The sequence below is a fragment of the Microbacterium jepli genome (assembly GCF_047237905.1).
In the GTDB taxonomy this organism is placed as follows: Bacteria; Actinomycetota; Actinomycetes; order Actinomycetales; family Microbacteriaceae; genus Microbacterium.
In genome coordinates this window covers 911884-929913 of the sequence record NZ_JBDFLW010000005.1, presented here as the reverse complement: position 1 = coordinate 929913, position 18030 = coordinate 911884, and the positions used below count along the sequence as shown (strand labels likewise).

Here is an 18030-nt window from a genome sequence, read left to right as displayed (position 1 = left end):
TCTTTGGCTCCCCCCAGAGTACGCGACGTCGCCGTCACGGCAAAATCGCCGCGGACCGCCGGGATGCACGACACGGCCGCCGCTGCGGACTTCGTCGGCGGCCGGGGTTAGCCTCGAGTGGTGACCCCCGAGCTCGCTGCACGCATCGTCGCGGACTCCCGCGATCGAGTGGCCTGGGTGCGCGCTCGCTCCCGCGGGATCACGGCGACCGATGTGGCGGCGCTCACCAGCGAACGGGTCATCCCCCGCGCGGCGGACGCCAAGCTGATGGGCTCGAACTTCTCCGGCAACGCCTACACCGCCCACGGTCGGCGGCGCGAGCCTGAGATCGCCGGCTGGGTCGCCGCGACCCACGGCATCCTCCCCTCCAGCGCGCTCTTCCACGCGGAGGTCGAGAAGCGGCACCTGGCGACCCCCGACGGCATCGCCGTCGACCGCGACGGTCGCGTGACGCTCTGCGAGATCAAGACGACCAACAAGGCGTGGCGCAGCATCCCGCGCTCCTATCTTCGTCAGGTGTGGTGGCAGCAGCACGTGCTCGGGGCGGAGCGCACGCTCGTCGCCTGGGAGCAGCACGCGGAGTTCGTGCCGATCCGCGACGAGCCGCACTGCGCGTGGGTGGAGCGCGACGAGGTCGAGATCGCCTCGCTCGTGCGCCTCGCCACGGCACTCATCGACGAGCTGCACCGCCGTCATCTGCGAGGCCGGCAGGACGAGCGGATGCCGCAGCCGACCGCCCCGCGTGAGCCCTTCCGCGCGCTGGCGCTGGCGGACTGACGGCGCACCGGCCGCCCCGTGACCACCTTCATCGTCGAAGGAACAGCCGTCCGCGGCATCCCCTCGTTCTACGACGAGATCAACCGCGTCTTCATGGGCGGGGAGGACTGGCGGCTCGCTGACAGCCTGGATGCGCTCGACGACCTCCGCTACGGCGGGTTCGGCGCGTTGGCGACCGCCACCGATCCGGTGGGAGTGGTGTGGCGGGACTCCGAGGCGAGCCGCCGGGCGCTCGGCCGCAGCGAGACCGTCGCGTACTACCGCCGGAAGCTCGAGCAGCCCGACGTGTTCGACCAGGAGCGCTTCCGCCGTCGGCTGGCCGAAGCGGAGTCGGGAACGGGGCCGACCTACTTCGACATCGTGCTGGACGTGTTCGCGGGTCACCCGGAGGTCGACCTCGTTCTGGAGTGACCCGATCGCATAGTTGACACGTGTCAACCATCCGGCTATAGTTGATGCGAGTCAACTAACGCGCCATCGTCGTCGCGGAGTCATCCCCGTTCAGAAGAAAGCCGCGTCATGGCCACCACAGCCCCCACGCCGTCCCGAGCCGTCGCGCTCGACGAAGACCGCCCGAAGATGTCGCACCGGCAGGTGCTCGAGGCCCTCTCCGGCCTGCTGCTGGGCATGTTCGTCTCGATGCTCGCCTCCACCGTCGTCTCGACGTCGCTGCCCGTGATCATCCACGATCTCAACGGCACCCAGACCTCCTACACGTGGGTGGTCACCGCGACCCTGCTCACCACGGCCATCTCCACCCCGATCTGGGGCAAGCTCGCCGACCTCACGAACCGCAAGGTGCTGTTCCAGCTCGCGATCGTCATCTTCGTGCTGGCCACCGCGGCGGCGGGCTTCTCGCAGAACCCCGAGACGCTGATCGCCTTCCGCGCCGTGCAGGGCCTCGGCGCCGGCGGCCTGGCCGCCCTCAGCCAGGTGCTGATGGCCGACATCATCAGCCCTCGCGAGCGCGGTCGCTACATGGGCCTGTTCGGCGCCGTCATGGCCGTGGCCACCGTCGGCGGCCCGCTCCTCGGCGGTGTGATCACCGACGCCTGGGGATGGCGCTGGAACTTCTACGTCGCGCTCCCCTTCGCCATCGCGGCGCTCCTCATCGTCCAGCGCACGCTGCACATCCTCCCCCGCGCCCGTCGCAAGGTGTCGATCGACTACCTCGGCATCGTCCTGCTGTCGGCGGCGGTCTCCCTGCTGCTGATCTGGGTGACGCTGGCCGGAGACTCCTTCGAGTGGTGGAGCCTGACGACCGCCCTCATGGTCGGCGGCGCGCTGCTGGCCGCCGTGCTGTTCATCATGAACGAGCTGCGCGCGCCCGAGCCGCTGGTGCCGCTGTCGCTCTTCCGCAACCGCACCTTCACCCTCGCGGTCGTGGCCTCCATCGCCACCGGCATCGCGATGTTCGGCGCATCCGTCTTTCTGAGCCAGTACATGCAGCTCGCGCGCGGTGCGACCCCGACCGAGGCCGGCCTCATGACCATCCCGATGATCGCCGGACTGCTGCTGTCCTCGGTCGGCGTGGGCGCGCTGATCACCCGCTTCGGGCAGTGGAAGCCGTACCTCATCGCCGGAGCCGTGCTGCTGACCGCGGGCGCGTTCCTTCTGTCGACCATCCACTATGACACGAACTTCGCCCTCGTCTCGGTCTACATGTTCCTGCTCGGCGCGGGCGTCGGCATGACGATGCAGAACCTCGTGCTCGTCGTGCAGAACACCTCGTCGCCCTCCGAGATCGGCGTCGCCAGCTCCGGCGTCACGTTCTTCCGCAGCCTCGGCGGCACCATCGGCGTCTCCGTCATGGGGGCGGCTCTGGCCACCAGCGTGACCACCCAGCTCGGCGACCGGCGCGACGAGCTCCAGACCGCGCTCGTGAGCCTCGGCGCGCAGGCCCAGCAGTGGGCGGCGCAGCTGCAGTCGGGCACGCTCCCCCAGGTGCGCGACATGCCCGCCGCCCTCCAGGTCATCTTCGAGGACGTCTACGCCACCGGCATCTCGCACTCCTTCCTCATCGCGGTGCCGTTCGCCGTGGTGAGCCTCATCGCCGTCCTGTTCCTGCCGAACAAGCCGCTCACCACGATGACCACGAGCGAGCGCCTGCAGGCGGCCGAAGCCGATGTCGCCACCGTCTCGGTCCCCGAGGCGATGGGCACGCTCACCGCGACCGGCACCGCCCGGACCGCGGCAGCCGACCACGCGGTGGAGACAGCTCAGCCCGCCACCCGCACCGACGGCCCGCTCCGCGCCGACAGCCGGCTCCGCGCTGACAGCCGGCTGCGCACCGACAGCCCTGTGCGCGCCGACGGTCCGCTGCGCACGCGCCGCGGCAATCCTGCCCGCACCCCGTCCGAGACCCGTCTCAGCCGCCGGTAATGTCGAGGACGATGACCACTCCCGAGAGCCTCGAGGCGCGCACCGCTGCGGTGCGCGCCCTCGAGGCGGAGTTCGGGGAACTGCTCAACCGCGTGCGCCGCATCATCTCGGCCAACGCCGAACGCGTCAGCCCCGGCATGCTGCCGGGCGCCTACAAGGTGTTCACCACCATCGTGAACCGCGGCGCGGTCACGCAGTCCTCCCTCTCCGAGACGCTCATGGCCGACAAGGGCCAGATCAGCCGCACCGTGCGCGAGCTGGAGAGCCTCGGCCTCGTGGAGCGGACTCCCGATCCGGCCGACGGTCGGTCCAGCATCCTGTCGCCGACCGAGCTCGGCCGGCAGCGGCTGGCGGCCGCGCGCGAGCCGCAGGAGGACACGCTGATGAAGTCGCTCGATGCCTGGCGCATCGACGACATCGACAACCTCACGCGGCTGCTGCACGCCCTCACGGCGGGCATCACCCCGTCGCCGCGCGACGGCTCCTGACCTGCCGCCACCGGGTCTTCATCGCCGGCCCGAAGGCTCCCGACCTCCGCCCGACACACGCGGGCCGCAGGATTAGTGCGCCGGTAGCACCGGCGTAACACCGCGGAGACACAGCGACGTTTGACTGGAACTCCTCTCGATGAGGAGTGCGGCCGATGTCGGCGCGCACGCGGAAGGAGCCGTGCATGAAGACCCGCCCGCTGCGCACCACCGTCAGTCGCCCTGACGCTCTCGCCACCGTGGAGACCCCGCCCGAGACGATGCGCGCGGCCGTCATCGACGGCCCCGGGCCGGCGGCCGCGCTCCACGCCGCCACCCTCCCAACCCCCACGCCGGTGCTCAGCGAGCTGCTCGTGCGGGTCGTGGCCGCCGGGGTGAACCCGATCGACGCCGAGACGCGGGCAGGCGCCGGCGTCTCCTCCGCCATCGACGCCTACCCGGCGGCGCTGGGCTTCGACTTCAGCGGCGTCGTGGTCAGCTCGGCCTATGAGTCGCACCCGCTGCCGGTCGGCACCGCGGTCTTCGGCATGGCGCCGTTCCCCCGCTCGGGAGGCAGCTACGCCGAGTACGTCGTGGTGCCGGCGCTGTCCGTCGCCCGCAAGCCCGCCGCACTCTCCCACGTCGAGGCCGCCGGTGTGCCGCTGGCGGCCCTGACCGCGTGGGGCATCGTCGTCGAGACCGCCCACGCCCACGAGGGACAGCGGATGCTGATCCACGCCGGCAGCGGAGGCGTCGGCCACTTCGCGGTGCAGTTCGCCGCGTATCTGGGCGCGTCGGTGACGACGACGGCCTCGGGGCGCAACGCCGCGTGGCTGCGCGAGCTGGGCGCCACCGTGGTCGTGGACCACACCACGACGCGGTTCGAAGACGTGGTGTCGGGCATGGACGTCGTGATCGACCTCGTGGGCGACCTGCACGATGCCACGAGCACACGCTCGCTCTCGGTGCTGCGACCCGGCGGCCTGCTGGTCGTGGTGCCCTCGGGCTCCTCCCCCGGCTTCGCGGAGGCGGCGCGTGCCGCCGGGGTGCGCGCGACCGGCTATCGCGTGATCCCCGACGGCAGCGCCTTGGCAACCATCGCACGGCTTCTCGACAGCGGCGCGGTGCAGGTGTACGTCGACCGTGTCTTCGGCCTGGATGACGCCGCCGCCGCACACGCACAGCTCGAGGACGGCCACACACGCGGCAAGATCGTGCTGCGCGTCACCGACGACTGACAGGGTCGAGCACTCGGCGGCCCTCGGCGATCACCGCGTCGGCGACGGCGTCGAGCAGCTCGGACCGCAGGTTCCACTGCTGCCAGTACAGCGGCACGTCGACCGGATCGCCGGGCAGGGCGATGAGCCGCCCCTCCCGCACGGCGTCGGCCGACTGGAAGGGCGGCAGGAGCCCCCACCCGAGCCCGGCCGACACCGCCGCGGCGAAGTCGGCGGAGGCGGGGATGCGGTGCCGCGGAGGAGCCGCCGCATCGACGCCGCGCGCGAGCAGCCACCGGGTCTGCAGGTCGTCACGTCGGTCGAAGTCGACCGCCGGCGCCGTCTGCAGCTCGGCGGCGGTGACGCCGTCGCCGAACCACCGCGCGACGAAGGCCGGGGTCGCGACCGCCTCGTAGCGCATCGATCCCAGCGCACTCACCCGGCAGCCGGCCACCGGGACCTCGCGAGAGGTGACGGCGCCCATCACGGTGCCCGACTCCAGCAGCTCCGAGGTGAACTCCTGGTCGTCGCGATGGATGTCGAAGACGACCGCGCGCTCCTCCGACAGCCGGGCGAGGGGCGGCAGGAACCACGTGGCCAGCGAGTCCGCGTTCACCCCCAGCGGGATGTTGACACGCGCGCCGTCGTCTCCGACGCCGAGCTCGGCGACCGTGTCGTGCGCGAGCAGCGCGACCTGGCGAGCCAGCCGGACGACGGACTCGCCGTCCGGCGTCGCGCGCACGGGTCGGGACCGGAGGAGCACGACCCGCCCGACGATCTCCTCGAGCGACTTGATGCGCTGGCTCACCGCGGACGGCGTGATGTGCAGCGTGCGCGCGGCGGCGTCGAGCGTGCCTTCGTCCACGACGGCGGCGAGCGTCTCGGCGAGCTCCAGCGGGATCCTCATCGTAAGCCAGGCTAATGCAGCGCAAGGTGCGTGAGCTGTACTGAACCGATGGACGCCTCTAACGTCGGAATGTGCTCACCTCCGTCCTTGCCGGCCTCGGCCTCGGCTTCTCGCTCATCGTCGCCATCGGGGCGCAGAACCTCTTCGTGCTGCGAGAGGGCCTCCGCCGCGAGAACGTGGTCGTGATCGCGGCGATCTGCGCGGTGTCGGATGCCGCGCTCATCGTCCTCGGAGTCTCGGGCATCGGACTGGTCCTTCAGGCCGTGCCGTGGCTGATCGACGTCGTCCGCTGGGCGGGAGCGGTCTTCCTGCTCGTCTACGGGCTCCTCGCCGCCCGGCGCGCCTGGCGGCCCACGGGTCAGGCCCTCGACGTCGCGGAGACGGAGCGCATCGCCGAGGGCGGCGCCTCGGCCACGGGCGGTGGGGCGACGCGCACAGTCGTCAGCCGCGCCCGCACCGGGCTCGTCCCCGCCGTCCTCACCTGCCTCGCCCTCACGTGGTTGAACCCCCACGTCTACCTCGACACGGTGTTCCTGCTGGGCACGGTGGCCAACACGCACGGCGCCGATCGCTGGTGGTTCGCCGCGGGCGCGGTGACCGCCAGCATCCTGTGGTTCTTCGGTCTCGCCTTCGGTGCCCGCTTCCTCGGGCGCTGGCTGTCCACGCCGCGCGCATGGCGCATCCTCGACGGGGTCATCGCGGTCGTCATGATCGCGCTGGCCGTCAGCCTGGTGCTGCCGCACTGAGCCGGGCGGCCGCGGCATCCGGCACCATGGGGGGATGAAGCGCGTGCACGTCCTCGTCCGCGGCGAGGTCCAGGGAGTCGGCTACCGCTACACCGCGAAGATGATGGCGGACGGGGCCGGCGTGACCGGCTGGGTGCGCAACCGCGCCGACGGGGCGGTCGAGGCCGAGGTGCAGGGAACCCCCGCCGCCGTCGACGAGATGCTTGCCTGGATGGCTGAGGGCCCTCCGGGCGGCCGCGTGGACGGCGCGCAGGTCGACGACCTCGACGCCGTCGACGAGTCCGGGTTCGAGGTCCGCGCGACGGCCTAGGGCAGCCCCGCCGCCAGCTCGGCGAACACCTCGGCCGCGTCGTCGCGGTCGCCGATCGCCGCCGACTGACCGGCCCACAGCGACAGCAGGTCCCCGTCGCCGCGCACCGAGGCTGCCGCCCGGAAGACCCCCGTGAGCCAGTTCTGCGCCGGGAACGGCGCGATCATGCCGCTCGTCTCGATCTCGCGCAGGGCGCGGTTCGGGATGCCGCGGGCCAGCCGGCCGCTCATCGCCCGGGTGAGCACGGTGCCGGTGTCGGACGACGCGGCCAGCGCGCGCCGGTGCGCCTCGGTCGCCGCGGACTGCCGCGTGCGCAGGAACGCCGAGCCCACCTGCACGCCGGACGCTCCCAGCGCGATCGCCGCCGCGACGCCTCGACGGTCGGCGATGCCGCCGGCGGCGACGACGGGCACCCGCACGGCGTCCACGACCTGGGGCACCAGCGACATCGTGCCGACCAGCGACTCCTCGGCGCGCGCGAGGAACGAGACCCGATGCCCGCCCGCCTCGCTGCCGCTGGCGACGATCGCGTCCACGCCGCTCTCCTCGAGTGCGACCGCCTCGGCAACCGTCGTGGCGGTGCCGATGAGACGGATGCCGCGGCTCCGCGCCTGCTCGACCTGGTGCGGCGTCGGCACGCCGAACACCACGCTGACGGCGGCGGGTGCGGCATCCATCACCGCCTGCCACTGGTCGTCGACGGACGGCAGGAACGCGGCAGGTGGCGCGGGCACGGCGACGCCCGCGGCCGCGAAGAGCGGGGCCAGCGCGTCGAGGAACGGCTCCAGCGGTGGATCACCGGGCAGCACCTCGTCACCGGTCGGCAGCCACAGGTTGAGCGCGAACGGGCGGCGGGTCTCTGCGCGGAGCTCCGCCGCCGTCTGCGCGATGCGCTCCGCGGCGTATCCGTAGAGCCCGTAGCCGCCGAGCCCGCCGTGGTCGCTCACCGCAGCGGTCAGGGCGATGCTCGAGAGCCCGCCGAACGGGCCGAGCAGGATGGGCGCCTCGATGCCGAGGAGATCGGCGAGCGTGCGAGTCATCCCTGTGACGCTACCGGGCGCGGCGGTCGCCGGCGCGACCGTTACCGGCACGTCGGTCGGGCCCGGGTCGGTCGACACCATGTCGGTCGGGGCCGGGTCAGTCGAAGGGGCGGAGGATGCGGTCGAGGAACTTCTTCGTCCGCTCCTCGCGCGGGGTCGTGAAGATCTGCGCCGGGTGCCCGCGCTCGACGACCACGCCGTGATCGAGGAAGAGGACGACATCGGCCGCCTGGCGGGCGAACGCGAGCTCGTGGGTGACGAGGACCATCGTCCAGCCCTCCTCCGCGAGCTCCTTGATGACGGTGAGCACCTCGCCGACGAGCTCGGGGTCGAGCGCGCTGGTCGGCTCGTCGAACAGCAGGAGGTCGGGCTTGAGCGCCAGCGCGCGGACGATGCCGACGCGCTGCTGCTGGCCTCCGGAGAGCTCGTGAGGATAGGCGTCGCGCTTCTCGGCGAGTCCGACCCGCTCGAGGAGGGCGAGGGCCTCGGCGACCGCCTGCCCCTTGGGCACCCTCTGCACCTGCACGGGTCCCTCGATCACGTTCTCGAGGACGGTCTTGTGCGGGAACAGGTTGTGCTGCTGGAACACCATCGCCGAGCGGTCGCGGAGCGCCGAACGGTCGGCCTTCTTGACCGGCGCCGAGAAGTCGATCGATGGGCCTCCGTCGACACGGATGGTTCCGGCATCCGGAGTCTCGAGACCGTTCAAGGCGCGCAGCACGGTCGTCTTCCCCGATCCGCTGGGGCCGATGAGGACGAGCACCTCCCCGCGCGTCAGCTCCAGGTCGATGCCGCGGAGGACCTCGGTGTCGCCGAAGCTCTTGCGGATGCCCTGCGCCGCCAGGAGCTCACCGCCATCGGTGACGGGAGGGGGCGCGAGCGGGTCGTCAGTGTGCGACATAGCGATCGAGTCTCTTCTCGAGGAGATTCTGGCCCGACGACAGCACCAGGCAGAAGATCCAGTAAATCAGGGCCGCCTCGAGGTAGACGACCAGCACTTCGAGGCTGAACGCCGCGATCTCCTGTGCGCGGCGGAACAGCTCCGTCACGAGGATGAGCGACGCCAGCGACGTGTCCTTCACCAGGGAGATGAAGGTGTTGGACAGCGGCGGCACCGACACGCGCGCCGCCTGGGGAAGGATGATGCGCAGCAGCGAGCGACGCGGCGACATGCCGATCGTGTAGGCCGCCTCCCACTGCCCCTTGGGCACTGAGAGGATGGCGGCGCGGATCACCTCGGCCGCGTAGCCTCCGACGTTCAGCGAGAACGCGACGATCGCGCTGGGCCAGGGGTCGACGGTCAGCCCGACGGCCGGCAGCCCGTAGAAGATCACGAAGAGCTGGACGAGCAGGGGCGTGCCGCGGATCACGGAGATGTAGAACCGTGCGACGCCCGACAGCACCGGGTTCTTCGAGATCCGCAGCAGCGCCACCACCAGGGCGATGAGCAGCCCGAGCGCGAAGGAGATGAGCGCGAGGGGGATGGTCCCCGTCAGTCCCGCCAGCAGCAGGGGCCAGAAGGACGAGACGAGGAGGTCCCAGGTGCTCTGATCCATCAGGATCTCCGCCCGTCCGTCATCACTGCGAGACGTCGGCGCCGAAGTACTTCTCGCTGATCTTCGCGAGGGTGCCGTCCGCGCGCAGCTCATCGAGGGCGGAGTCGACCGCGGTGACCAGGGCGGTCTTGTCCTTGGCGAACGCGAAGGCGTTGCGGGCCGGGTCATCGGTCTCGGCGGCGATCTTGAGGCCGGTCGGCCCGTTGGTCTTCTCGTAGTCGAGGAACGTCAGGTTGTCGTTGACGGTGGCGTCGACGCGACCCTGGTCGAGGAGCGCGACGGCCTGGGCCCAGCCCTCGACGGCTTCGACCTTGGCGCCGTTCTGCTGGGCGAGCTCGTACCAGTTGCTCGTCAGCGACTGCGCGGTGGTCTTGCCCGCGAGGTCGGCGAAGCTGGAGATCGAGTCGTCGTCCTCCTTGACGACGATGACGCCCGGCGAGACCGTGTACGGCTCGCTGAAGAGGTACTTCGCCTCGCGCTCGGGGTTGATCGAGACCTGGTTGGCGATGACGTCGGTGCGGCCCGCGTCGAGCCCGGCGAAGATCGCGTCCCACTGCGTCTCCTGGTACGCGACCTCGAGGCCGAGCTTGTCGGCGACCGCCTCGATGATCTCGACGTCGTAGCCGACGAGGGGCCCGGAGCCGTCCTGGTGGTACGTGAATGGGCGGTAGGTGCCCTCGGTCGCGACGGTGAGCGTGCCGGCCTTGGCGAGGCCGTAGTCGTCACCGGCGGCGCTGCCCGCGGGAGCGGCCGTGCCGCTGCTGCAGGCGACCAGCGGTGCGGCGAGGGCGGCCAGAACGGCGAGGACGAGGATGCGGCGACGTGCCATGGTGACTCCTGTGATGCGGCGGCGGTGATGCCGAGGTGCGGGGGATGTGGTGCTGTGCCGTGCTGTGGTGCTCTGCCGTGCTGCTGGCGGTGTGCGGTGGTGTGCGGTGCTGGGCCGCTCGCGGTGTGCCGGGGGTGCCGTGGTGCGGGCGACCGGACGGGCCGGACGTTCGACCCTAATTCGCGATGGGGCGCTCGCGTATCGGGCTGTCGCATAGCGACACACTCGGGCGGTGGCGGGCGCCGCGATCAGGCTCGGACATCCCGGTCGGGGTGGCCGCAGCATCCGATCTCCACCTGGCGAACGGCGAAGGGCCCCACCCGGAGGTGAGGCCCTTGGCGCGATGCGTGTCGGCTCAGAGAGCGTTGACGTCCAGCGGGATGCCGGGGCCGAACGTGGTCGACACCGCACCCTTCTGGATGTAACGGCCCTTGGAGCTGGACGGCTTGAGGCGGACGATCTCCTCGAGCGCGGCGGCGAAGTTCTCGCCGAGCTGCTCCTGCGAGAACGAGGCCTTGCCCACGACGAAGTGCACGTTGGCGTGCTTGTCGACGCGGAACTCGATCTTTCCGCCCTTGATCTCCTCGACGGCCTTGGCCGGGTTCGGGGTGACCGTGCCGGTCTTCGGGTTCGGCATCAGACCGCGGGGTCCGAGGACCTTTCCGAGGCGGCCGACCTGGCCCATGAGCTCCGGGGTGGAGACGGCGGCGTCGAAGGCGGTGTAGCCCCCGGCGACCTTCTCGATGAGCTCGGCGCCGCCGACCTCATCGGCACCCGCGGCGATGGCGGCCTCGGCGGCCGGACCGGTCGCGAAGACGATGACGCGGGCGGTCTTGCCGGTGCCGTGGGGCAGCATGACGGTGCCGCGCACCATCTGGTCCGCCTTGCGGGGGTCGACGGCGAGCTTGAGCGCGACCTCGACGGTCGAGTCGAACTTCGCCGATCCGGTGTCCTTCGCGATCGCGACGGCCTCGGTGGGCGAGTAGAACGTGTCCGGCGCGATCTTCGCGGCGGCGGCCTTGTAAGCCTTGGACTTGGTTGCCATGATCCTTATTCCCCTCAGCCCTCGACCGTGATGCCCATGGAACGGGCGGTGCCGGCGATGATCTTCGCCGCGGCGTCGATGTCGTTCGCGTTCAGGTCGGGCTGCTTCGTCTCGGCGATCTCGCGGACCTGAGCCTGCGTGAGCTTGCCCACCTTGGTGGTGTGCGGCGTCGCGGAGCCCTTCGACAGGCCGGCGGCCTTCTTGATGAGCTCGGCGGCCGGGGGCGTCTTGAGGATGAACGTGAAGCTGCGGTCCTCGTAGACGGTGATCTCAACGGGGATGACGTTGCCGCGCTGAGCCTCGGTCGCCGCGTTGTACGCCTTGCAGAACTCCATGATGTTGACGCCGTGCTGACCGAGCGCGGGCCCGATCGGGGGCGCCGGGTTGGCGGCTCCTGCCTTGATCTGGAGCTTGATCAGGCCGGTCACCTTCTTCTTGGGTGCCATGTCCTCTTCCTTTCGTTCGAACCGGATGCCGTGGCATCCTGTTCTCCCGCGCGCCCGGCATCTCCGGACCGCGGTCGTCCGCGCACGCCGAAGCGACGCAAACCACCCAAGCTTACCTCACCCGGGGGCGCCCCTCTCCCCCGCGCCCGGTGCGCGCGCCCACCCCCTCTTCCCGCGCCCACCCCCTCTTCCCGCGCCTGTTGCGAGCCCCGCCCGACCTCAACCCGCCGTCGCCAGCCTCAACCCGCCGGTCTCGAGCCTCATCCCGCCCGCCCCGAGCCTCAACCACCCCTTCGCGCGGGAACGCGGAGATGTGCAAGATGACGGATGCTGGGGCGTCGCAGCATCCGTCATCCTGCACATCTCCGTCATCATGCCCCGTCACGCGGCGCGGTGGAGCCCCTGCGCGACGGCGAGCACGATCACGTCGTGCACCTCGGCCCACCGCGACATGATCTGCACGTAGTCCAGGCGGATCACGTGGAAACCCAGCAGCATCAGCCGCGCATCGTGGGCGATGTCACTTCGTCTCTGTGCACCGACGTGATGACCGCCGTCGACCTGCAGGACGAGACGGTCGCCGATCAGGAAATCGACGAAGTGCCCGGCGAGCCACACCTGCCGGCGGATCGGCAGGCGGAGGAACCGCAGACGTACCGGGATGAACGTCTCGAGCCCCGAGTCCGAATGCAGGGAGCACTTCTCGAGCAGCGAGCGCGCGGTGGTCGACAGAGGCAACAGGCGAAGGGTCTCGCGCGTCACCTGCCCCTGCCGCAGGGCGGACTCCCATACGGCCAGCGCGCGCTCGTGCGGCTGGCAGTTCGCGACAACAGCCAACACGTTCTCGACGCGGTCGAACAAGGCATCGGGATGCCGCGGCACAAGCGGTCGCGCCCAATGAACGCGGGTGTCGGACCTCACTTCGCCGATATGCCGATGCGGATGCGCCGCGACGTGGATCGCGCCGTCATCGACGACCCACAGCCCCACACGTTCAGCCTGGGTGAGGCAGGTGAGAATCACACCCGCCCGAGCGGCCGCGACCAGCGCGGGATCGGCATCCGGCAGCGCGATCCAGCCGTTTCGCGGACGCATCAGCAAGTGCGCGGCGACCTCGTTCTCGATCGTGCGGCGAGGCACACCCGCGCTCCGGAGCGCGGCTACCCGCATCACGCCGCCGGCCGCGGCCACCGTCTCCGCGAGAGATCCCATCCCCGGAGGCTCCCGCATCTCGGGTCCGGGAGGGCGGCACCCGTCCCGATCTGATGATGGGCGATTGAGCCGGGCGGGTGGGGAGGAGTTGACCCGGACCAGAAGTGCGGAGATGTGCAGGATGCCGGACCGCTCGAGCCCGCAGCATCCGTCGTCTCGCACATCTCCGTCCTCTTGCACAGGGGTACGGGATGGCCCCGGAGGCGGAGGACCTCCCGGGAACGCGGAAGCGCCCCGTCGGAGACGGGGCGCTTCCGGAGACTCAGCCGGGGGTCAGAGCTTGGTAACCTGGTCGAACGAGAGCTCGACGGGGGTCTCGCGCTCGAACAGCGAGACGAGCACGGTGAGCTTGCCGCTCTCGGGCTTGATCTCGGAGATCGTGCCGGGGAGCCCGGCGAACGAGCCCTCCTTGATCGTAATGGTCTCGCCGACCTCGAAGTCGACCTCGGCCGGGATCGAGCGCGCGACCGGCTGACCGCCCTTGGACACGCCGCCCTTGGCCGGAGCGACCTCCTTGACCTCGACGAGGCTCTTCAGCATGTTGAAGGCCTCCTCGAAGCGCAGCGGCGTCGGGTTGTGCGCGTTGCCCACGAAGCCGGTGACACCGGGCGTGTGGCGCACGACCGACCAGGTGTCCTCGTTGAGGTCCATGCGCACGAGCACGTAGCCGGGGATCCGGACGCGGGTGACCATCTTGCGCTGGCCGTTCTTGATCTCGACGACGTCCTCCATCGGGACCTCGACCTGGTAGATGTCGTCCTCGACCTCGAGCGTCGACTTGCGCTGCTCGATGTTGGCCTTCACCTTGCGCTCGAAGCCGGCGTAGGAGTGGATGACGAACCACTTGCCGGGGAGCGACCGGAGCTCGGCGCGGAACGCCTCGTACGGGTCGGCGTCCTCGTCGTCCTCAGAGCCCTCGACATCATCGACATCGTCCGAGCCCTCGAAGCCCGAGACGGACTCGTCGTCGGCGGCGTCCAGGTCGACCGGAGCGGCGGGCGCATCGGCCGGGTCGACGGAGGCTTCGACCTCGTCGACGACGGATGCCGCGGCATCCACCTCCTGCACGAAGTCGGTGTCGAGCACCGGCTCGTCCTCGTCGCCGTTCACGTCGGGACCGTCGTAGGGCGTGACGTCGTCGGCGTGGGCGGCCTGGTACTCGGCCTGCTCCTCGGCGAGCGAGTCGGTGAGGACCTCCGCCGCGGCCTCGGCCTCGGCGGCCTCGTCGATGTGCAGGGCGTCGTTCACGATGGCGTCGGCCTCCGGGTCTTCGATGTCGATCTCGTCCAGGTCGGAGTCGTCGGTCTCGTCGTCGTCGGAGTCGTCCACGACGTGCAGCGCGGCGTGCTCGGCGGGCTCCACGGCGCGCTCGTCGGCGGCCAGCTGGTTGCCCTCCTGGGCCTCGTCGTCCTCCGACGACTGCTCTGCAGCGGTCGCCCAGTCGGCGTCGTCGACATATCTTTCAGTCACAAGAAATCACTTCCGTTGGTGGTGCGGAACGGTCGTGCCGTTCCGCCCGCGTCGTGGGCTCAGGGGGTCGCGCCGCCCGGAACGCCGAACACGACGGTCGTGATCCAGACGAACAGCACGTCGAGGCCGTAGACGACCGCCATCATGACGACGACGAATCCGAGCACGACCGCCGTGAACTTCAGCAGCTCCTGGCGCGTCGGCGTGACGACCTTGCGGAGCTCAGCGAAGACCTGGCGGATGAAGATGGCGATGCGCTGGAAGAAGTTGGGCTTCTTCTCGCGCGGGGCGTCGCTCTTGGCGACGACCTCGCCCTTCGGCTCGTCTTGGACCATCGATCCCACCTGATTACCTTTCGTGTCAGCTTCCGCTGACGCATCGTGCACCGGCGCACGCGCCGATACGCGCAGGGCGGACAGGAATCGAACCTGCAACCTGCGGTTTTGGAGACCGCTGCTCTGCCAATTGAGCTACCGCCCTAGAGACCTGGGCCTCGGGCGCCTGCATGTCGACCACCGTGCCGAACCTTCGTGAGAAGCCCCGAGAACGGGGGGCATGGCGAAAGAATGCAGACTTCTACTGCACTCGCCAGTGTACGGCATGCCCCCGGCCGGGTCGAACTCGCACCGGGGTCCGCCGCGCCGCCGGCGAGGGATGAAGAGAGCGGATGCCTCGGCATCCGCTCCCTTCGTCACGCGCTCTGGTGCTTGCGGCGATACGCCGCCCAGGTGACCGCCCACGTCGCCGGGTCGTCGAGGCCGGAGCCGTCGATCTGCGCGACGACCTGGTTGTGCGGCGCGCTGCGCACCATCTCGGGGTCGCGCCGTCCCTCCTCCAGCACGTGCGCGAGCACGTCGATCCACTCGTCGAGATCCTCCTTCGACCACATCTCCCCGGCCTCGGGGGTGAAGGGCTCCGGCGTCAGCCACGGCTCGTGCGCGAGCCAGTAGGCGTCGATCCCGAAGTCGGTCATGCGGTTCTGCACGTCGACGGTAGTGAGGCCCGTCTCGGCGGCGTACTCCTCGAGCGAGTAGCGGGTCATCTCGAGCCGCGGCAGCGCCTTCCCGGGGAAGGCCATCGTGACGCCGTCGAGCGCCATCAGCCGTGTCTCCATGTAGTTGTTGGCGAGCACCGACAGGTCGGCGGCCTCGCGGAGACCGTCGGTGCCCATCGCGCGCGTCCACGAGTAGGCCTTGATCACCTGCGGCACGTTGCCGAGGAACTCCCGCACGCGCCCGATGCTCTGCTCGGGTTCGACCAGCTCGTACACGTCGCCGGTCTTCACGATGCGCGGGCCGGGAAGGAACGGCGCGAGCGCCTCGGAGCATCCGTAGGCGCCGACCGAGGGACCGTTGCCGCCCTTGTTCGCGCCGAAGCTCTTGTGGAGCATGTACATGCAGGCGTCGAAGCCGAGGTCGTGCGCGCGGAGGCGGGTCATCACGCCGTTAAAGTTGGCGTTGTCGTAGAAGGCGAGCCCGCCGACCTCGTGCACCGCGTCGATGAACTCGCGGATGCGCGGGTTGTAGATGCCCATGTCGTCGGGGTTGTTGAGCACGAGGGCCGCCGTGTCGGGACCGATGACGGCCTTGAGCGCCTCGAGCGACGGATACCCCTCCTCCTCGACGGGGAGGGTGATGACCTCGAAGCCGGCGGCCTTGGCCGTCGCGGGGTTGCACGGGTGCGCCTGGGCGGTCGTGATCACCTGCGTGCGCTGCGCGAGCTCGCCGCGGGAGGCGTGGTACGCCCGCGTGATGACGGCGTTCAGGTACGCGGCATCCGCCCCTCCCCCGGGCTGGAAGCTGAAGGCCGCCATCCCGGACAGGTTGCGCAGCTCGTCCTCCATGTCGTGGACGAGTCCGAGCACGCCCTGGTAGGTCGCGGGATCCTGCCGGGGGTGCACCGCGGCGATCTCCGACCGCGCGGCGACGGCGTCGTTGACCGTCGGGTTGTGCTTCATCGTGCACGTGCCGAACAGGCTGATGCCCATCATCCCCATCGTCTGCTGCGACAGGTGGGTGAAGTGGCGGCGCACCTCGTACTCGGCGAGCTCCGGCAGGTCGGCGTCGTGCTCCCGACGGAGGTGCTCGGGCAGGGCGGACGTGCCCTCCGGCGCCCACGACGCCGGCGGGACGAACCCACGGCGGCCGGGGGCGCCGAGCTCGTAGACGACCTTCTCGTCCCACGAGGCGGCGTGGAAGCGGCGGACGGCGCTCATCGGGCCGTCACCTCCTCCAGGGCGGTGATCAGGGCTCTCACATCGGCCTCCGTGGTGAGCTCGGTGACGCAGTACAGGGCGCAGCCGTCGAGACCGTCGTGGCTGCCGGTGAGGTCGTGGCCGCCCAGGATGCCGCGGGTCAGCAGAGCGGCGTTGATGTCGGCGACCGTCATGCCCGTGCCGCGGAAGTCGACGACGAACTCCTTGAAGACGCGGTCGACGTGCGGCACGGTGACTCCGGGGAGCGCGTCGAGCAGCTCCGCCGTGGCACGGGCGTTGGCCGCGCTCGTCTCCGCGAGCTCCCGCATGCCCGACGGGCCGAGGAGGGAGAGGTAGACCGCCGCACGGACCGCCCAGAGGTAGACGGAGTTGCCGGTCCAGTCGTTGCCGAGCTCGCGCGAGCCGTAGGAGCTCTGCGCGAACAGGGTCATGCCGAACGCGCGCTCGCCCTCGCGCAGGGTCGGGGCGATGCTCACCTGGAGGGTGGGGAACTCGCGGGCGTAGCGCTCCTCGTCGCGCGAGGCGATGAAGCCCCCGACGCCTCCGCCGGCGTACAGGTGGATTCCCAGCGGCTGGATGGAGCCCACCAGGATGTCGGCGCCGGCGGCGGCCGGCGAGGCGAGGGCGCCGAGCGCGATCGGGTCGACGCCGACGACGGCCTCCGCACCGACCGCGTGGGTCGCCTCGATCAGCGCGGTCATCTCCAGCTCGATGACGCCCCAGGAGTTCGGGGTCTCGAGGTACACCGCGGCGACGTCGTCGTCGAGCACCGCCGCGAGCGCGGCCGGCGACACGGTGCCGGTCGCCGGATCGACGGCGACCTCGCGGACGGTGAGCGCACCGTCGAGCTCGCGCGAGCCGCAGTAGGTGTCGATGACCAGGCGCCGCTCGCGGTCGACGTTCGAGGGGATGACGACCACCGAGCGGCCGGTGAGACGCGCGGCCATGCGCAGCGCGTGGCCCGCCGCGCAGCCCCAGCTGTAGACGGGCAGCCCCACGAACTCGAGGTCGAGCAGCGCGCCGAGCTGGGAGGTGAACTCGAACCAGGCCTGATTGCGTCCGTGGTCGGAGCTCGGCGTGCCCCATACCGAGGTGGCGATCTCGGGGCGGGCGGCGATCTCGTCGCAGAGCGCCGGCACGTAGTGCTTCCAGTAGCCGCCGCCGAGGAACGAGATGTGGGAGTCGGTCGAGATGCCGCCGCGGAGGCGGCCCTCCAGCATCCGTCGCAGTTCCAGCTCCGAGCGGATGCCCGGCCGCGCGGCGATGCCGTCATCGGCCCGGTCGCCCGCGGGGATCTGGGCGAACAGCTCCTCGGCCGACGCGACGCCGACCGCCTCGAGGAGGGCCTGGCCGCTCTCGGCGGCGGAGTTCGCCATGTAGGGGTGCGCGGATGGTGTCATCGTGCTTCTCC

The 18030-nt window shown here is 70.7% G+C and carries 19 protein-coding genes and 1 tRNA gene; 7 read left to right on the top strand and 13 right to left on the bottom strand.

The genetic code is table 11. The features are described 5' to 3' along the window. Window positions 1-120: 120 nt before the first annotated feature. From ABC304_RS08625 to ABC304_RS08605, 5 genes are all read left to right on the top strand, one after another. Window positions 121-777: a YqaJ viral recombinase family protein gene (locus ABC304_RS08625; protein ID WP_127096297.1), complete on the top strand. Its 657-nt coding sequence runs from the start codon at window positions 121-123 to the stop codon at window positions 775-777. A gap of 18 nt (window positions 778-795) precedes the next feature. Beyond that, complete coding sequence (locus tag ABC304_RS08620; protein ID WP_412930194.1) at window positions 796-1188, top strand: barstar family protein; 393 nt, start codon at window positions 796-798, stop codon at window positions 1186-1188. 168 nt (window positions 1189-1356) lie between these two features. Then, the gene (locus ABC304_RS08615; protein WP_412932877.1) at window positions 1357-3159 is read left to right on the top strand and encodes an MDR family MFS transporter; all 1803 of its coding nucleotides are present in this window, start codon (window positions 1357-1359) and stop codon (window positions 3157-3159) included. A gap of 11 nt (window positions 3160-3170) precedes the next feature. Then, a complete protein-coding gene (locus ABC304_RS08610; protein WP_412930193.1) occupies window positions 3171-3647 on the top strand; it encodes a MarR family winged helix-turn-helix transcriptional regulator in 477 nt (158 codons plus the stop codon). A 185-nt stretch (window positions 3648-3832) separates the two neighbouring features. Then, window positions 3833-4864, top strand: coding sequence for an NADP-dependent oxidoreductase (locus ABC304_RS08605; protein WP_412930191.1), 1032 nt, complete (start codon window positions 3833-3835; stop codon window positions 4862-4864). Here the strand turns inward: ABC304_RS08605 and ABC304_RS08600 are convergent. Continuing rightward, window positions 4851-5750: a LysR family transcriptional regulator ArgP gene (locus ABC304_RS08600; RefSeq protein WP_412930190.1), complete on the bottom strand. Its 900-nt coding sequence runs from the start codon at window positions 5748-5750 to the stop codon at window positions 4851-4853. The two genes, ABC304_RS08605 and ABC304_RS08600, sit on opposite strands and share 14 nt — an antisense overlap. Before the next feature lie 71 nt (window positions 5751-5821). Between ABC304_RS08600 and ABC304_RS08595 the strand changes: the two genes are divergently transcribed. Both ABC304_RS08595 and ABC304_RS08590 read left to right on the top strand, forming a co-directional pair. Then, window positions 5822-6496 carry a LysE/ArgO family amino acid transporter gene (locus ABC304_RS08595; RefSeq protein ID WP_412930189.1) on the top strand — a complete coding sequence of 225 codons (675 nt, stop codon included), beginning with the start codon at window positions 5822-5824 and terminating at the stop codon, window positions 6494-6496. A gap of 34 nt (window positions 6497-6530) precedes the next feature. Continuing rightward, window positions 6531-6806, top strand: a complete 276-nt coding sequence (locus ABC304_RS08590) for an acylphosphatase (protein ID WP_412930188.1) — start codon at window positions 6531-6533, stop codon at window positions 6804-6806. Here the strand turns inward: ABC304_RS08590 and ABC304_RS08585 are convergent. From ABC304_RS08585 to gcvPA, 12 genes are all read right to left on the bottom strand, one after another. Next, the gene (locus tag ABC304_RS08585) at window positions 6803-7846 is read right to left on the bottom strand and encodes an NAD(P)H-dependent flavin oxidoreductase (protein ID WP_412930187.1); all 1044 of its coding nucleotides are present in this window, start codon (window positions 7844-7846) and stop codon (window positions 6803-6805) included. The genes ABC304_RS08590 and ABC304_RS08585 overlap by 4 nt on opposite strands. Window positions 7847-7943: 97 nt before the next feature. Next, a complete protein-coding gene (locus ABC304_RS08580) occupies window positions 7944-8747 on the bottom strand; it encodes an amino acid ABC transporter ATP-binding protein (protein WP_412930185.1) in 804 nt (267 codons plus the stop codon). After that, entirely contained in the window at window positions 8734-9402 is a 669-nt protein-coding gene (locus ABC304_RS08575; RefSeq protein ID WP_412930184.1) for an amino acid ABC transporter permease, read from the bottom strand. Before ABC304_RS08575 ends, ABC304_RS08580 begins: the two co-directional genes overlap by 14 nt. A gap of 22 nt (window positions 9403-9424) precedes the next feature. Then, complete coding sequence (locus ABC304_RS08570) at window positions 9425-10231, bottom strand: amino acid ABC transporter substrate-binding protein (RefSeq protein ID WP_412930183.1); 807 nt, start codon at window positions 10229-10231, stop codon at window positions 9425-9427. Window positions 10232-10586: 355 nt separating this feature from the next. After that, window positions 10587-11276, bottom strand: coding sequence for a 50S ribosomal protein L1 (gene rplA, locus ABC304_RS08565; RefSeq protein ID WP_412930182.1), 690 nt, complete (start codon window positions 11274-11276; stop codon window positions 10587-10589). Between the two features lie 14 nt (window positions 11277-11290). After that, window positions 11291-11722, bottom strand: coding sequence for a 50S ribosomal protein L11 (gene rplK / locus ABC304_RS08560; RefSeq protein WP_127096305.1), 432 nt, complete (start codon window positions 11720-11722; stop codon window positions 11291-11293). A gap of 381 nt (window positions 11723-12103) precedes the next feature. Next, window positions 12104-12913: an endonuclease domain-containing protein gene (locus ABC304_RS08555; RefSeq protein ID WP_412930181.1), complete on the bottom strand. Its 810-nt coding sequence runs from the start codon at window positions 12911-12913 to the stop codon at window positions 12104-12106. Between the two features lie 294 nt (window positions 12914-13207). Then, entirely contained in the window at window positions 13208-14404 is a 1197-nt protein-coding gene (nusG, locus tag ABC304_RS08550) for a transcription termination/antitermination protein NusG (RefSeq protein WP_412930180.1), read from the bottom strand. Window positions 14405-14463: 59 nt separating this feature from the next. Next, complete coding sequence (secE, locus tag ABC304_RS08545; protein WP_127096308.1) at window positions 14464-14739, bottom strand: preprotein translocase subunit SecE; 276 nt, start codon at window positions 14737-14739, stop codon at window positions 14464-14466. Between the two features lie 72 nt (window positions 14740-14811). Next, window positions 14812-14884: transfer RNA gene (locus ABC304_RS08540), tRNA-Trp, on the bottom strand. Between the two features lie 211 nt (window positions 14885-15095). Next, complete coding sequence (gene gcvPB, locus ABC304_RS08535; RefSeq protein WP_412930179.1) at window positions 15096-16619, bottom strand: aminomethyl-transferring glycine dehydrogenase subunit GcvPB; 1524 nt, start codon at window positions 16617-16619, stop codon at window positions 15096-15098. After that, the gene (gcvPA, locus tag ABC304_RS08530) at window positions 16616-18019 is read right to left on the bottom strand and encodes an aminomethyl-transferring glycine dehydrogenase subunit GcvPA (RefSeq protein ID WP_412930178.1); all 1404 of its coding nucleotides are present in this window, start codon (window positions 18017-18019) and stop codon (window positions 16616-16618) included. Before gcvPA ends, gcvPB begins: the two co-directional genes overlap by 4 nt. Between the last annotated feature and the right edge of the window lie 11 nt (window positions 18020-18030).